At 67.8% G+C, this 14,414-nt stretch carries 9 protein-coding genes and 1 pseudogene; 3 read left to right on the forward strand and 7 right to left on the reverse strand.

Going from position 1 to position 14,414, the window contains the following annotated elements; translation table 11 throughout:
• Positions 1-6: 6 nt before the first annotated feature.
• The 5 genes from AB4Y99_RS01365 to AB4Y99_RS01385 all read right to left on the reverse strand — a co-directional run bounded on the left by AB4Y99_RS01365 (position 7) and on the right by AB4Y99_RS01385 (position 6,118).
• Positions 7-924, reverse strand: coding sequence for an ABC transporter permease (locus AB4Y99_RS01365; RefSeq protein ID WP_441522114.1), 918 nt, complete (start codon positions 922-924; stop codon positions 7-9).
• The gene (locus AB4Y99_RS01370; protein WP_441522115.1) at positions 921-2,390 is read right to left on the reverse strand and encodes an ABC transporter substrate-binding protein; all 1,470 of its coding nucleotides are present in this window, start codon (positions 2,388-2,390) and stop codon (positions 921-923) included. The genes AB4Y99_RS01365 and AB4Y99_RS01370 overlap by 4 nt, the downstream gene beginning before the upstream one ends.
• A 236-nt stretch (positions 2,391-2,626) precedes the next feature.
• The gene (locus AB4Y99_RS01375) at positions 2,627-3,559 is read right to left on the reverse strand and encodes a LamG domain-containing protein (RefSeq protein ID WP_441522116.1); all 933 of its coding nucleotides are present in this window, start codon (positions 3,557-3,559) and stop codon (positions 2,627-2,629) included.
• 37 nt (positions 3,560-3,596) lie between these two features.
• Entirely contained in the window at positions 3,597-4,691 is a 1,095-nt protein-coding gene (locus tag AB4Y99_RS01380) for a glycosyltransferase family 4 protein (protein ID WP_142020513.1), read from the reverse strand.
• A 77-nt stretch (positions 4,692-4,768) separates the two neighbouring features.
• A complete protein-coding gene (locus AB4Y99_RS01385; protein WP_441522117.1) occupies positions 4,769-6,118 on the reverse strand; it encodes an FAD-dependent oxidoreductase in 1,350 nt (449 codons plus the stop codon).
• A 263-nt stretch (positions 6,119-6,381) separates the two neighbouring features.
• On the opposite strand from AB4Y99_RS01385, the gene AB4Y99_RS01390 reads away from it, so the two are divergent.
• From AB4Y99_RS01390 to AB4Y99_RS01400, 3 genes are all read left to right on the forward strand, one after another.
• Complete coding sequence (locus AB4Y99_RS01390; protein ID WP_441522118.1) at positions 6,382-8,358, forward strand: hydrolase; 1,977 nt, start codon at positions 6,382-6,384, stop codon at positions 8,356-8,358.
• An 88-nt stretch (positions 8,359-8,446) separates the two neighbouring features.
• The gene (locus AB4Y99_RS01395) at positions 8,447-9,928 is read left to right on the forward strand and encodes an oligosaccharide flippase family protein (protein ID WP_051987798.1); all 1,482 of its coding nucleotides are present in this window, start codon (positions 8,447-8,449) and stop codon (positions 9,926-9,928) included.
• The gene (locus AB4Y99_RS01400) at positions 9,925-11,067 is read left to right on the forward strand and encodes an acyltransferase family protein (protein ID WP_441522119.1); all 1,143 of its coding nucleotides are present in this window, start codon (positions 9,925-9,927) and stop codon (positions 11,065-11,067) included. Before AB4Y99_RS01395 ends, AB4Y99_RS01400 begins: the two co-directional genes overlap by 4 nt.
• A 5-nt stretch (positions 11,068-11,072) precedes the next feature.
• On the opposite strand, the gene AB4Y99_RS01405 is transcribed toward AB4Y99_RS01400, so the two are convergent.
• On the reverse strand, positions 11,073-12,740 hold the full coding sequence (locus AB4Y99_RS01405; protein WP_441522120.1) for an exopolysaccharide biosynthesis protein: 1,668 nt from the start codon (positions 12,738-12,740) through the stop codon (positions 11,073-11,075).
• Positions 12,737-14,414, reverse strand: a pseudogene (locus tag AB4Y99_RS01410) (glycosyltransferase); the annotation flags it as partial. The gene AB4Y99_RS01405 and the pseudogene AB4Y99_RS01410, both read right to left, overlap by 4 nt.

A 14,414-nucleotide genomic window follows, 5' to 3' on the forward strand; every position in this document is an offset into this window, starting at 1 on the left:
GCTGGGCTATCGGGCCAGGCGCGGATCGATCAGCCGGTAGAGGGCGTCGGTCGCGAGGTTGATCGTCAGGGCCATGATGGTGATGACGAAGACCGCGATCTGGATGACCGCCATGTCCTTCGTATAGATCGCCTGCACCACGAGCTGGCCGAGGCCCGGCCAGGAGAACACGGTCTCGGTGACGAGCGCGCCGCCGAGCAGCGCGATGGCATGCAGGGAGGTCATCGTCACCGCCGGGATCAGGGCGTTTCTCAGGCCGTGACGCAGCACGACGCGCGTCTCGGGCAAGCCCTTGGCGCGGGCGGTGCGGACATAGTCCTGCCCCATGACTTCGAGCAGGCTGGAGCGGATGAGCTTGGTCAGTTCCGCGGCGAAGCCGGTACCCAGCGTGATCGCCGGCAGGATGAGATGGGAGAAGCCGCTGCTGCCCGAGACGGGAACCAGCCGCAGCCACACGCCGAAGACCAGGATCAGCATGATCCCGACCCAGAAATTCGGCATGGCCTTGCCSAGSAYSGTCACSGCSGARATCGCGAAATCCGGCAKGCTGTTGCGCYTSAGCGCRGCGAAGATGCCGGTCGGCAGSGCGATSAGGATCGCGACGACGAGGCCGCCSGCCGTSAGCKKSAGSGTTGCCGGAATSCGTTCGAGCACGACCGGCAGSGCATCSGTSCCGTAGCGATAGGASACGCCGAAATCCCCGGTCAGGATATTGCCCATRTAGCGSAGRTAYTGGACRTACCAGGGCYGATCGAGCCCCCAYGCCGCGACGAGCGCGAGCCTATCCTCCTCGCTCGCATCCTCCGGGATCAGCAGGGCGGACGGGTCCCCCGTCAGGTAGACCAGGACGAAGACGATCACCGAGACGATGTAGAGAACCGGCAGGAACTGCAGCAGCGCGCGCAGGGGAGAGCGACCGTTCATGGACGTGAGACGTCCTCGGCCGCGATCATCTCGTCGAAGCGCCCGTTATAAACGACGCGGTCGCTGACGCCGTAGATCGATTGCGGGAAGAGCAGGCCGATGCGCACGCGTTGGTCGGCGACGATCTCCTGGCCCTTCTGCGAGATCGCGATGCGCTCGGCCTCGCTCTTCGCCTGGCGGACGGAAGCAGCAAGCGCGTCGAAGGCCGGGTCCGACCACTCGTAGTGACGCTTGAAATTGTCGACGAACAGGGTCGAGGCGTCCGTGTAGGAACCCATGCCCCAGAGATAGAGCTCGCCRAAACCGTCSCCGACSASCTTGTTRTTGTAGACGGTCCAGTCGAGCACCTCGACCTGCGCGCGGAAGCCGRCATCCTCSAGRTAGCCGGCSACSGCCTCGACGATCTCGCGATCCTTCACATAGCGGCCGCTCGGCGTGCTGATCTTGAGCGCGGGCCGCTTGCTGTCGCTGAAGCCGGCCTCGCGCAGCAGGGCCTTTGCCCGCTCGGGGTCGAAGCGGATCGCGCGACTGAGCTCTGGCGCGAAGCCGGGGATCGCCGGCGGGAAGAAGCCGCGCGTCGGCGCGCCATGCCCTTCCAGAACCTGCTTCACGATCGCGTCGCGGTCGATGGCGAGGTCGATCGCCTCGCGAATCCGCGGATCGCCGGTGACGCGGTCCTTGCCGGTGCGGACATGCAGGGCAAGGTTGCGCGCGATGTCGAAGGTGATGGCGCGCGTACCCTTGTTGTCGTTCAGGCGCGCGATGTCCTCCGGCGGGATGTTGACGGCGATGTCGACGCCGCCGGTCAGGAGCTCGGCGACGCGCGTCGTCGTCTCGGGGATCGAGCGGATGACGACGTCGTCCCATTTCGGCGTGCCGCCCCACCAGCGCGGATTCTTCGCCAGGACGAGACGATCAGACTTGACCCAGCGCTTGAAGACATAGGGGCCAGTGCCGACCGGTTGCTTGAAGAACTCTTCGCGACCGCCGGCTTTCTCGAACGCCGCCTTGGGCAGGATGCCGGCTCCGTTGCCGAYGAAGGCATGGAGCAGCAGCGTGTCCGGCCCATCGGTTTCGATCTTGAGCGTGGTCTCGTCCGGTGCCTCGACCGTCTTGATGCGGCGGAACTTGGCCGAGCTGATCAGCTTCCTGTCCTGCTGGGACCGCTCGATCGTGAATTTGACATCCTGCGCCGTGAACTTGTCGCCGTTGTGCCAGTAGACGTCGTCGCGCAGCTTGAACGTCCAGTGGATGTTGTCGTCGCTGCTCCAGGACACCGCAAGGCGCGGCGTGAAGCGCAGCTGACCCTGGCTGAAATCCTTGTTGACCAGATAGTCGTAGATGTTCACCAGCGCCGATTCGGTGCTGTTGTTTCCATGGTTTGCCGGGTCGAGCGACAGGATATCGTTGCCCTGCGCGATGGTCAGCGTTTCAGCAGAGGATGCCTGAAGGCCGGAGAAGCTCAATGCAGCCGCAATAGCCAAAGCGGGCCAACGCAGYAGGCCGGAAATACCCATGAAAGGAGCGCCCTATCTGTCGAATATCAGGATTGGCGCCAAATTATCGCGGGCAAGATGGAAAAGGCCTTCAAATACTCCGTCTTTTGGATGTGGACGCCCTTTCCGAGGACGGCGTGAGAGTAATTTTTGCTCCGGGGCATAGCCATAGCCAGCCGACGCCAACCGACAATCCGGGTTTCCGGCTAGCTGCCGTAGACCCGGACATAATCGACCCTTAGCCGCGCCTCACGGTCCTCCGGCCTGAGCGGTTGCGGAAAGGGCACGTCGGACCGCAAGGCGAGCGTGATCAGGGGCCAGAAGACGTCGTTCTGGACATCGAGTTCGCCGGCGCGGCCGATGCGCCAGTCGATCGCGCGGCCGGTCTTCGGATCGCGGATCGGCCTGCGCTCGAAATAGAGCACRCAGCGATCGCCCTCGATCAGCCCGCCATAACGGAAATAGCCGCTGGTCAGGTCGACCTCCGTGGGAACGCCGATACCTTCGTGACGCTCGCCCGGTTGCCCCCATTCGTGCAGATATGCGCCGTAGAGACGATGCTCCCAGCCCTTSTGCTCGACRATGTCGAKYTCGAYGCTSGTYTTSGGAAACAGGATGCTGCGGCCRTTCATCAKCCAGAAGGCAGGGAAGCTGAGCGGATGGGCCGGGAACCGCATCCGCGCCTCGAAATAGCCGTTGCGCCAGCCTCTCAGGATCGTGCCGTCCCGGCGCGCAGTCTGGAGATTGCCGGAGATCCACTGAAACTCCGGGAGCCCATTGCCGTAATAGGCGGGCACGTTCATCTGCCGGCCGAGATAGCGGGCCGATATCTCGAGGGCGTGACCGCCCGAGGCCAGCGGGTCAGCGACGATGGCGTAGGGGTCGAAGCCCTCTTCGCCGCCACGGCGGCTGAAGGCCGCGCGGCCGTAGAAGCCGGGCTCATGGGTCGTCGCCTTCGGACCGGCCTGCCAGATCGCCGGATCGATCGTCGCGAAGGATTCGTCGAAGACGAGGCTGCGGCCGAGCGTCGGGTCTCCCGCATCCTGCTGTGCCCTCGTCGATGTCGGGCGCGCGCTCGCCGCTGTCGCGAAGGCCGCTGCCGCGCGCAGCAGCGCCCGGCGGGATGGCGTGATCGGCATCGCTCATCTCCATTTGGTGGTAGGGACTGCGACGTGTTCACCCCGTATGGGGCAGAACCGATCCGACCTTGCGGCCCAGCTGCAGGGCCGCCTCGTCGTAGAGGTCGAGCGTCTCGCGGGCGACGCGCGCGATCCTGAGATGGTCGACACGGTACTGGCTCCGCCGCCGCCAATGGCTGATCGCATCGGGCTCCGCGAGCAATCCGGACAAAGCGGCGGCAAGCGCATCGGGGTCGCGGGGGGGAACGAGCACGCCGGCCTCGCCGCCTTCGAGCAGTTCGGGAATGCCGTCGACACGGGTCGCGACGACGGCGCAGCCCGCCTCCCGCGCCTCCGGCAGGACGAGCGGCGCAGGGTCGGCATGGGAGGGCAGCACGAAGATGTCGGCGCCGCGCATCCAGGGAAAGGGGTCGGCCTTGCTGCCTTCGAAGCGCACGGCCTCACGGCATGACAGGCCGGCGACCATCTCGCGATACGTCTGGGCGAAAGGCCCGTCGCCGACGATGTGCAGGCGCGCCTGCGGGTGCTGGCGGTGAACCAGATCAAAGGCGGTGAAGAGATCGACCAAGCCCTTGCGGGGATGCAGGCCGCCGACGAACAGAAGGCTCGGTGACGCCAGCGCCACCGGCGTGGTCTCACGGTTCGCGAAGCGGGCCGAACCGATGGTGCCGTTGAGGATGACGCGGAGCTTGCGGGCCGGGACGCCGCGCCGGCGCATCGAGGCGCCGACCGCGGTGCTGACCGCGATGACCCGCGTGCCGAGGCCCATCAGAATGGCGCTCTTCTCGAACTCGTTGTGAACCGTCGTGACCAGCGGGATGCCGGCGAGTTTGCACACCGGCCAAGCCAGCACCGCGCTCGTCATCATATGGGCGTGGAGGACGTCGGCGCCAAAGCTGCCGACCACCTGGCGCAGCGCCCAAGCCGACCCCAGGAGCGTCGTGGCCTTGCGGCGATGGTCGATCCTGAAGAGTTTGACGCCGTTGCCGACGAGCAACCGATCGAAATCGCCGCCTCCGCTGGCGACGGCGACGACATGGCCGAGCCGGCTCTGCTCGCAGGCCAGATCGACGGCGGCGTGGACATGGCCGTTCGACTGCGTCGTGTGATTCAGCAGGTGCAGAATACGCATGGGCCCATCATGATGCTCGGACCGCCAACTCGCCTGCGCTCGCGCCTCTACGCCGCTGGGCGCAACCTGTCTTGCATTTACCGTGCCGGAATCGAGGCGGCGTCACGCAGGGCCGCTTCGGCCTCGATCGTCGAGACCCGCGCCGTCGGCTGGTAGTTGAAACCGCCCTGGCGCCCGAAGGATTCGATGCCGAAGGCCTTCAGCGCCTTGACCGCTTCGGCGGCGCTCTCTTCGGCGCCGTTGCGATAGATCGGATAGGCGTTGTCGAGGAACTGGCTGCCTTCGAGCCTGAGATCGCCGCGGAAGAGCCCATTCGCCGCGACATGGGCCCGAAAGTCCGCCTCGCCCCGGGCGATCGACTTGTCGACATGGTTGGCGATCACCTCGACGCCGAAATATTCGCGTCCTTGCGCGCGACCATAGAAATCGGAATACATCGTCAGGCGCTTCCAGGCCCCGTCATAGGAGAAATTGTAGATGATCTCCTCGTCGAAGCCCCGTTTGCCGTCGAAGCTGAAATAGAGCGCCAGCAGCGTGATCGTCTCCAGCTCCTGCGAGACCGGCAGGTTGCAGAGCGCCTGCAAGCGCGGGATCGGAATGGTCGAGACGATGCGGTCGGCGACGATCGCCCGTCCCTCGCGAAAGAGGACGAAGCGATTGCCGAGTTTCTCGATCCGGTCGATCTTTGCGCCCAGGAGGAAGCTGGCGGCCCGCGCGCTGAGCGATGCGGCTGCGGCGGCATAGAGCGTGGCGAAGCCTTCGCGCGGCCGCGCCAATTGGCGGTTGGTCGGGGCTGCCGGCTTCGTCCGGCGCAGGCGGCCGAGGATGGTGCGCAGCGAGGCGTGCTCGCTGATCCATTGCATCCGCTTGCGGGCCAGTTCGATGCTGATCCGGTCGGAAGCGATGCCGTAGAACCGGGTCATGTAGGCATCGAGGCCCGAGCGCTGCAGCAGCCTGGCCCCGATCCAGTGGCGGGCAAATTCGCGGGCGTTGCGCATGCGCCGCTTGAACAGGCGGGCATAGGCGGCCGATGCCAGGATCCGGGCGGTCTCCACCGGCCCGGCGCGCAGGATGTCGTCCTTCACCGAGATCGGGTAGGCGGTGATCAGCCCTTGCGGGTTCAGCCTCGCCCAGCGCGGCCGGATCGGCACGTAGAGCGGCAGCAGCTCCGGGAAATGCTGCAGAAGCGGCGAGTCGTCCTGGAAGATCAGGCTGCCGATGTCGAAGGTGTAGTCGCCGGACGACCAGTCGATATGGTTCCCCCCGAGATGCGCGTATTCGTCGATGACGACGATCCGCCTGCAGCCCTGCTCGGCCAGCACCGAGGCCGAGACGAGACCGGATACGCCCGCGCCGAGGACGATCGCATCGCAATGCTGGGCGGCCATGCTGACGGCATCGTCGATCCGCTGGACCGTCTCTTCCATCCCGAACCTCATCGACCGGACATGAAACGAGGCTAGTCCCCGGCAAGATCAGCTGAAAGCAAGACTCGTCATCACAGCCATTCTTTTCCTGCTCATTCGCGCGGCGATTGCGATTCGAATGAGCAAACCGGCGGAAGATTCGACGGAACGCCCGGCCAGGACTGGCACGGTCCCTGCTTTCATCTGCGTAAGGCATGCGTTGGCGCATGCCGCCGTCGTTGTAACGGCGATCCCGACCTTTGCGTCTGAGCACGGAGCGTATGATGCCGGGCTGGCCACATCCGAACGAGGCGGCGCTGCTGGACGGGGTCGAGCTGGTCTCGACCGACCTGTTCGACACCTTGCTGCTGCGCACCCTCCGCTCCGAGCGGGCCCGCATCATCGCCGGCGAGCGCCGCTTCGCCCGCAAGCTGGCCGAACAGGGCCTGCAGCTCGCGGAGGGCGCACTGGTCGAGGCGCGCCTGGAGGCGCAGCGCCTCGCCTATCGGGCGCTCGACATGGCCATGCAGGACGGCGAAGTCGCACTGCGAGACGTCATCCGACGCCAGCTCGTCATGCTCGGACTGCCAGGGCCCCGGGTGGAGACACTCTGCGAGACGCGTCTCGCGATCGAGCGCGCGGTCGAAAAGGAATCGCTGCGGCCGAACCATGAGCTCGCGGCGCTGCTGCGCCGCTGCCGCGGCGAAGGCCGGCGCGTCGTCGCGATCAGCGACATAGGACTGCCGACCACGACGCTCGATGCGCTGGTCACGCATCTCCACGGCCCCGGCCTGCTCGACAGGATCTATTCCAGTGCCGATCTCGGCCTGACCAAACGGCGCGGCGATCTCTTTCATGCGGTCCTCGCCGCGGAAGGGATCGATGCCCGTCAAGCCCTGCATGTCGGCGACGACCGGCTCGCCGACCACATCATCCCGTCGGAACTCGGCCTGCGCACGCTCCATCTCCCACGCCCCAGGCTGCGCCGCCGCCTGTCCCGCCTGCACGGCGCCGCGAGCGAGCTTGGCCGCCTCCTCAGCCGAAGCCGGGCGCGTGGACGCATGCCGGCGGAACAGGCCAAAGATCCCCAAGGCTTCGGGCGCGAGGTGCTCGGGCCGATCGTGGCCGAGTTCTGCCTGGCGATCTGGCTTTACGCCGACGAAGCGGGCAAGCGCGGCGACACGGCCCTGCTGTTCTGCGCGCGCGGAGGCCTGGGCATCCGGGCGGCGTTCGAGCGTCTCGCCGAACGCCTGAACCTGCCGCTTGCGGTGCCGCGCGAGAACCTGATGGTGTCGCGGCTGGTCGCGGCCAGGACCGCCATCATGGCCCGCAGCGGAGCGGCACTCGACGAGCTTGGCCGCGAATTCCCCGGCAGCAGCTTCTCCGACGTCGCAGCCACCCTGGGCGGCAGGCGCTACGACCTGCCCCAGCCATGGAACGAGCCGTTCGCGCCCGATCGCTTCTTCGCCATGCTCCAGCGGCCGGCGGGCGAAGACATCCTTGCCGACATCGAGCGGCAGAACACACTCTTCCGGCGCCATCTTTCCGTTGCCAGCGCCGGCGCGGGGCGGATCGTCCTGTGCGATACGGGGCTCTACGGCAGCACGCAGCGCCTGCTCGCCGCCGGCCTGCCCGATCTGAGCTTCGAGACCATCCAGCTGGCGCGCTGCAACTACAAGGGCTTCAGCGAGGACCACTTCCCGCGCGTCGTCGGCCTCGCCGTCGAACGCAACCGCTACAGCCCCCTCGCGATCCGCTCGACGGTGCTGCGCTATTGGCAGCTGATCGAAAGCCTGTTCGAGCCGGCGATCCCCTCGGTGCGCTCCTTCAAGGAAGACGAGAACGGCAAGGTCTCCTGCAATGCCGGCGACATCGCCTTCGGCGCCGTCGACCCCAGCATCGGCAACCCGCTGCTGGCCGGTGCGCTCGCTTACATCGACGACGTCGCCAGCGGAGCGGCGATCATGGCCGATGTGGCCCGTGCCTGGCCACGGCTGAGGCAGGCCGTCACCCGCCCGGTCGAGGCCGATCTGTCAGCGCTGGCGATCGGCCGGCGCTCCATCGATTTCGGTCGGCCCGACATCGTCGGGGACGCCGAGGCATTGTCCGGCAGCGCGCTGTCCCGCCTCGCGTCGATCCGCAGCCAGCTCTGGCGGGAAGGCGCGATCGCGCGCGCCTTCCCCCACGCGCGCCTGCCGCTGCTCACGGCGCTCGAGGCCGCCTACGCCCTGCGTGGGCTCTCAGCCGGTTTCCGTCGCTGATGCGCGGCGATGTGGCCCAGGCGATGAGGGCTGCGACCGCGCGAGCCTCGCGCCCGCACGCGCCGACGGATCGCAGGGACGGATTGCCATGCTGGCGATGAAAGCCCTCCAGGGCGCCGGCTGGCTGGTCGCCTCGCGCTTCCTCGGCCGGTTCATCGATTTCTTCACGCTGCTGATCATGGCGCGGATGCTGACGCCGGCCGATTTCGGCCTGACGGCGCTCGCCATGTCCTGCGTCGCGATCGTCGACATGGTGCTCGAGATCCCGGTGACGCAGGCGCTGGTCCGCCTGCCGCAGGTCGACAAGACCCATCTCGATACCGGCTTCACTCTCGGCGCCCTGCGCGGTCTCGCAATCGGGCTGTTGCTGCTCGCCGTCGCCTGGCCGTTCTCCTGGCTCAATGGCGACCCGCAGCTCGTGCCGGTGATCCTCGCACTCGCCTTCGCGCCGATCGCGCGCGGCCTCGCCAGCCCCGGCCTCGTCCTGTTCATCCGCGAGCTCGGCTTCCTGCGCAATTTCCTGCTGGAGACCGGCGGCAAGCTCGCGGCCTTCTGCCTGGCCATCGCGACCCTGCTGCTCGGCGGCGGCTACTGGGCACTCGTCGTCAATTTCGTCGCCGCTCCGATCTTCGGCTGCGCCATCTCCTATCGTCTCGCCCCCTACCGTCCGGCTCTGTCGCTGGCCCGCCTGCCGGATTTCGCCGGCTTCGTCGGCTGGTTCACCTGCGCGCAGCTGGTCTCGGCGGTGAACTGGCAGTTCGATCGCATCCTGCTCGGGCTCGGCGGCAGCAAGGAGGTGCTCGGGCGCTATGCGGTCGCGGCCGATCTTTCGGTGATGCCGACCCAAAGCCTGATCGGGCCGGCGCTGCAGCCGATCATGGCCGCCTTCGCCCGGATAAAGGAAGAGGATCAGCGGCTGCGGCTCGCTTTCCTCAAGGCGGCGCGCTTCAGCATGCTGGTTTCGGTGCCGTGCAGCCTGGGGATCGCCCTGACCTCGGACCTGATCGTCGAGGTTCTGCTCGGCCCGAAATGGCATGGCGCCGACTGGCTGCTCAGCCTGCTCTCGCTCTCGGTGATGGCGACGCCCTATTTCCAGACGCTGTATTCGCTGAGCCTGGCGCTCGGCCGGCCCGAGGTCATCTTCCGGCTCAATCTCTACGACCTTGCCGTTCGTGCCCCTGCCGTCCTCGTCGGCTTCCTGCAATGGGGCGCCGTCGGCATGGCGGCTGGCCGCGTGATCGCGGCAGGGATCATGGCGGTTTTCTTCCTGCGTTGGCTCCGCAACCTGCTGATGGTCGGCATCGCCGAGCAGCTGGCCAATCTCTGGAAGATCGCCGTCGCCGGTGCGGTCATGACGGCCGGGGTTCTCGGCTTGCGTGGCGCCATCGCGGCGTGGCACCTGCCGGCCCTGGCCGAGCTCGTCGCAATCGCGGCGCTTGGCGCTCTGCTTTACGGGTTCGGCCTTCTCGCCTGCGGGATGCGGCTCGCCATCGGCGCCGGGCGCCTCGATCTCTCTGATCGCTGGTGGCGGCCCCGGATCGGCGCTTCCAGGACCGGGGAAGGCTGGTGAGCGAGAGACTCGACCATCTCGACGGGCTCCGCGGCGTCGCGGCGGTCGCGGTCGTGATCTTCCACCTGATGTCGGCCCTGACGCCATGGCTCGTACCGGAACAGCAGCCAGGCGCGCATTGGATCGCCTATACGCCCTTTGCCGTGCTCTGGAACGGGACCTTTGCGGTCTCGGTCTTCTTCGTGCTGAGCGGCTTCGTCGTGACCAACGCGACCCTGCGCAAATCCGATCCGATCTGGATCGACGTCGTCATCCGCTATTTGCGGCTGGCGATCCCGGCAACCGCCAGCACGCTCGCGGCCTGGTCGCTGCTGAGCCTGTTTCCGACCTCTGCCACGGACCTCGCTGCGCTCACCGGCAGCCCCTGGCTCGGCTGGACCTACCAGGGACCGATCCCCAATCCGGCGGCCGCGATCTACAACGGCATGGCCGGGATCTTCCTCACCGGCGGCTCGTTCTTCAACAACGTCCTGTGGACGATGCGGCCCGAGCTGCTCGGCTCGATCCTCTGCTTCGCCGTCTGCGCTTTCACAAGGCCCCGCTCCAGGCTGGCAGTGGCGCTCGGCGGCGCCGTGATCTTCATCGCTCTGCGGCGCTATGACTATGTCTGCTTCCCGCTCGGCATCGTCCTGCGTGAGGCCTGGGCGGCAAGGCGGCTGCCGTCGGCCCTGCCGATCTCCGCGCTGCTCCTCGGCCTCCTGATCGGCTCGCAGAGCGGCGATGTGGCGCGCCAGCTCGGTCTCGACTGGCTGCCCGAGGCCTTGAATCCGGAGAAAAAGGGTGGGTTGCTCTACCCGCTCGGGGCGATGCTCGTCGTCTATGGCTGCCTGCGGTCCGGCCTGCTCGTCACCTGGCTCTCCGGCCGGGCCGGGCGCTTTCTCGGTGCGGTCTCGTTCCCGCTCTACCTGATCCACGTTCCATTGATCGATACGGTCGTGGCGGAAGCGTATCTGCGCGCGAACCAGCATGCGCTGGCGCTTGTCTGTCTCGTCGCCGGGAGCCTGCTGCTGATGGTCGCCATCGCCTATGCCGCGGAGCGCTGGCTCGAGCGGCCGTTCCTCGCCCTGCTCGGGCGCTTGCGCCGGCGTCTGCGGGCGATCCGGATCGGGCGCCGCGACATGCGCGGCGCCGCCGGCTGAGCCGGTCAGGATCTGCTGCGGTTGATCACGGCGCCGACGACGGTGGCCCCGGCCCGCCGGAGAGCGCCGAGGGCCTCGTTGAGCTCGTCATGGGTGGTCACGCCTTCGGCCGCGACGAGGACGACGATGTCGGCATGGGTCGCGAGCGCGACGGCATCGGAGGATTCACCGAGCGGCGGCAGGTCGATCAGCACCTCGCCGCGCTGCCTCGCCTCGGCGAAGACCAGGGCCGCGCTGGGATCCCTGAAGTCGACGAACCGGTTGAGCTGCGGCGTCGCCGAGCGGATCGGCAGCAGGTGAACCCCCTCGACATCGACATAGTCCGCCTGAGCCGTATCGCCCGAGGCGATCACATCTGTCAGCGATGCTCCCTCCTTGCCCTGCTCGGCGTGCACGCCATCTTGGCTGATGACGCTGACCTGGCGGCCGCGATGGTTGATCAGTTGCGCGAGATTCATCGTCAGCAGCGTCGCGCCTGCGCCGGCCCGCCAGGATCCGATCGCGACGACCGGGCTGCCCTGGAAGCGGCTTGCGGCCCAGGCGATCTCGATCGCCGTCTGCAGGTCGCGGATCGCCGCCGCGAAGGACCCGGCATCCGCGCGCGTCACCAGCATCGACTTGTCCGGGTCCGAGGCAGGCGCCTGCCGCCGGCCACCGACCTGGGGGACGACGGCGAGGCAGGGCAGGCCGGTTTCACGCACGAGGTCCTGCGGGAGGCGAACACGGCGATCGAAAGCCGAGGCGAGCGCGGCGACGAACAGGCCGCTGAGCAGGCTGAAGACGCCGGCGAAGGCCATGATCAGGCTGCTGCGCGGCGCCGAAGGGCCGAGCGGGGTCTGGGCCGCACCGATGATCCTCGCATCCGCATCCGGGATCGGTTGTGCGGGCAGCGCGCCGCTGCGGACAGCCGCCTCCGCGGTTCGAACCTGGGCCGCGAGCGCGTCCACCCTGCCTTGCAGGAACTCCGCGCCGCTACGGGCGGCATCGGCCTTGAAGGCGACGGATTGCAGCAGATAGGCGGAGGCTGCCGCGTTCGCGACCCGCGCCGGCAGGGCCGGATCGGTCGAGGAATAGGCGACCTCCAGGACATAGGACTGGCCGACCCGGCGCGCCGAGAAACGCCGCACGAAATTCTCGAATGCGCTGCGGCGCGGATCGGCGCGAAGCGAAGCCTCGCTGCCCTGGCTTGACGAATAGGAAGCTCCAACTGCTGCGAAGGCGCCGTGTAGCGCGGCGGTGACACGACCGCTCAGCGCCTGCAGCAGGCCCGGCGGCTGAGGCCCGAGTTCAGGATGGCTGCCCAAGGCCAGGGAGTCGAAAATGGTGCTGAGCAGCCGCTCGGAACGGATCACCTGCAATTCGCTGTCGGCGGCATTCAGATCGAGCGAGTTCGGCGCCACGATCTCGCGCGCCGCGGTCGGGGCCTGCCGCCGCGGCTCCAGCAATACCGTCGCAACCGCGCTGTAGGTCGGCGGCGTGGTTCGGACATAGGTCAAGGCTGCCGCCAGGCAGATCGCGACCCAGATGGCCAGCTTGCCCCTGTGCCGCAGCCCGGCGGCGCCGATCGTCCGCAGCAGGGCGACCGGGCCGTCGCTCGCCGGCGCCATGGCCGGCTCGGGCAGCGGCAGGATACGGAATGGCGCGCCGGATGCGTCCGGCTTTCCCAGCATCATCGGAACTTCCCCCTCGGCTGTAAGGCGGCGGCGCGCTCGGGCTGCATGCGCCCGCGCAGTACATCGGCGATCCCGAGCAGATTGCCCCAGAGGCGGCCGCGTCGATCGATGAACGGCTCGGGCCGGAGCGAGCGACCGAGATTGGCGGACATGTTGCGGAAGAGATGATCGGCGACCTGGCCAAGCGTCATCGTGCCCTTGCGCAGCATGTAGAGCGGATTGACGATCTGCGAGTAGCCGAAGCGTTCGCCGGCCATGCGGCCGCCCTTGACGCCCATATGGACGCCGATCGCATCGGCGGATTTGACCAGGCGCCCGCCGCGGCGCGCCAGCCCCGCCGCGAAGTCGCGATCCTCGAGCCAGCCATAGAGCACGAGCCGCTCGTCGAAGCGCAGATCGCCGATGCTGGCGAGGCGAAAGGCCATGTTGCACCCGTAAGGGCTGTAGGGCTCGATCCAGGACCAGTCGCTCGCCGGCGGCGCCGCGACCAGCCTCATCGCCTCTGCAAGCGCGATGCCGGGACCGCCCACGCCGTCGGCCAGGACCCGGCCGGTGAAGGCGACGATACTCGCCTCGTCGCGGAAGGTTCGGGCAGCGGTGGCCAGCCAATCCTGATGGGCGACGAAATCGTCGTCGAAGAAGGCGACGATCTCGGTCCCGGGCGGAAGATGCGCGAGCGCCGTGTTGCGCTGGGCCGCAAGCCCGGGCGGCCCGGTCAGCACCACGACATCGTTGCGCCCCTGCAGATCGCCGGCATCGGCCGGATCGATGCAGGAGACGATGACGCTGTCGGGTTTCAGGCTCTGCTGGGCGAGAAGGTGCAGGACGGTCTGCGACACCACCTCCGGCCGGCCGCGGGTGGCGACGACGACGSCGATGCGCGGCGGCTTGAGGAGGGGCGCGATCTGCGCGCCGGGTCCGCCGGCGATGCGAGCAGCGCGGCATCGCCGCAGACCTCCGGCATGCTGGCGCAGTTCGAGGAGACGACCGGGCAGCCCCGTGCCATCGCCTCGATGATCGGCAGGCCGAACCCTTCGGTCCAGGACGGAAAAGCCAGGCAGAGCGCCCGCTCGAGCAGAAAGGCGAGATCGTCGTCACTGACCCGCCCGAGCAGGCTGACATTGGCGGCTTGCGCCAGCTGATCCGGCGCGAAGATGCCGTTGCCGCCCCCGGCGATGACGACGTCGATGCCGAGCTCCGCCAGGGCCGGCGCGATCTCGACGAGAAGAGAGAGATTCTTGTGGCGCGCCTGCGAACCGAGCGCCAGGACGAACTGCCGTTCGGCATTGCCCCGCGCCGCCAGCAATGCCGGAGCCTGCTCCGCCTTGGCCGAATCCCAGGCCAGCGCATGCTCGTGGCCGTTCGGAAGCACGGCGATATCGGCGGCACGCAGCGGCAGGTGCCGTGCCAGCTGCCGGGCCGAAGCCTGCGAGACGGTGGCGATCCGGGCGCTGCGGCGTGCCAGCAATGGCTGCAGCGTCCTGTATGCGGTGCGAAAGCCGCGGCTGTAGCTGTCGGGCGCGGCGAAGACATTGGCGTCGTGGATGCAGACGATCTGGTCGCCCTTGAGCGTCGGTGCCGTATTGCAGAGATTGAGCAGCCGCCCGCCCCAGAGCCGCGGCAGTTCCAGTTGCTCCCAGCCATGCCCTGTCAGTCRCCCGCCCTGGAGCGTGT

Origin of the sequence: Allobosea sp. TAB14, from assembly GCF_052113865.1 — a bacterium.
Classification (GTDB): Bacteria; Pseudomonadota; Alphaproteobacteria; order Rhizobiales; family Beijerinckiaceae; genus Allobosea; species Allobosea spartocytisi.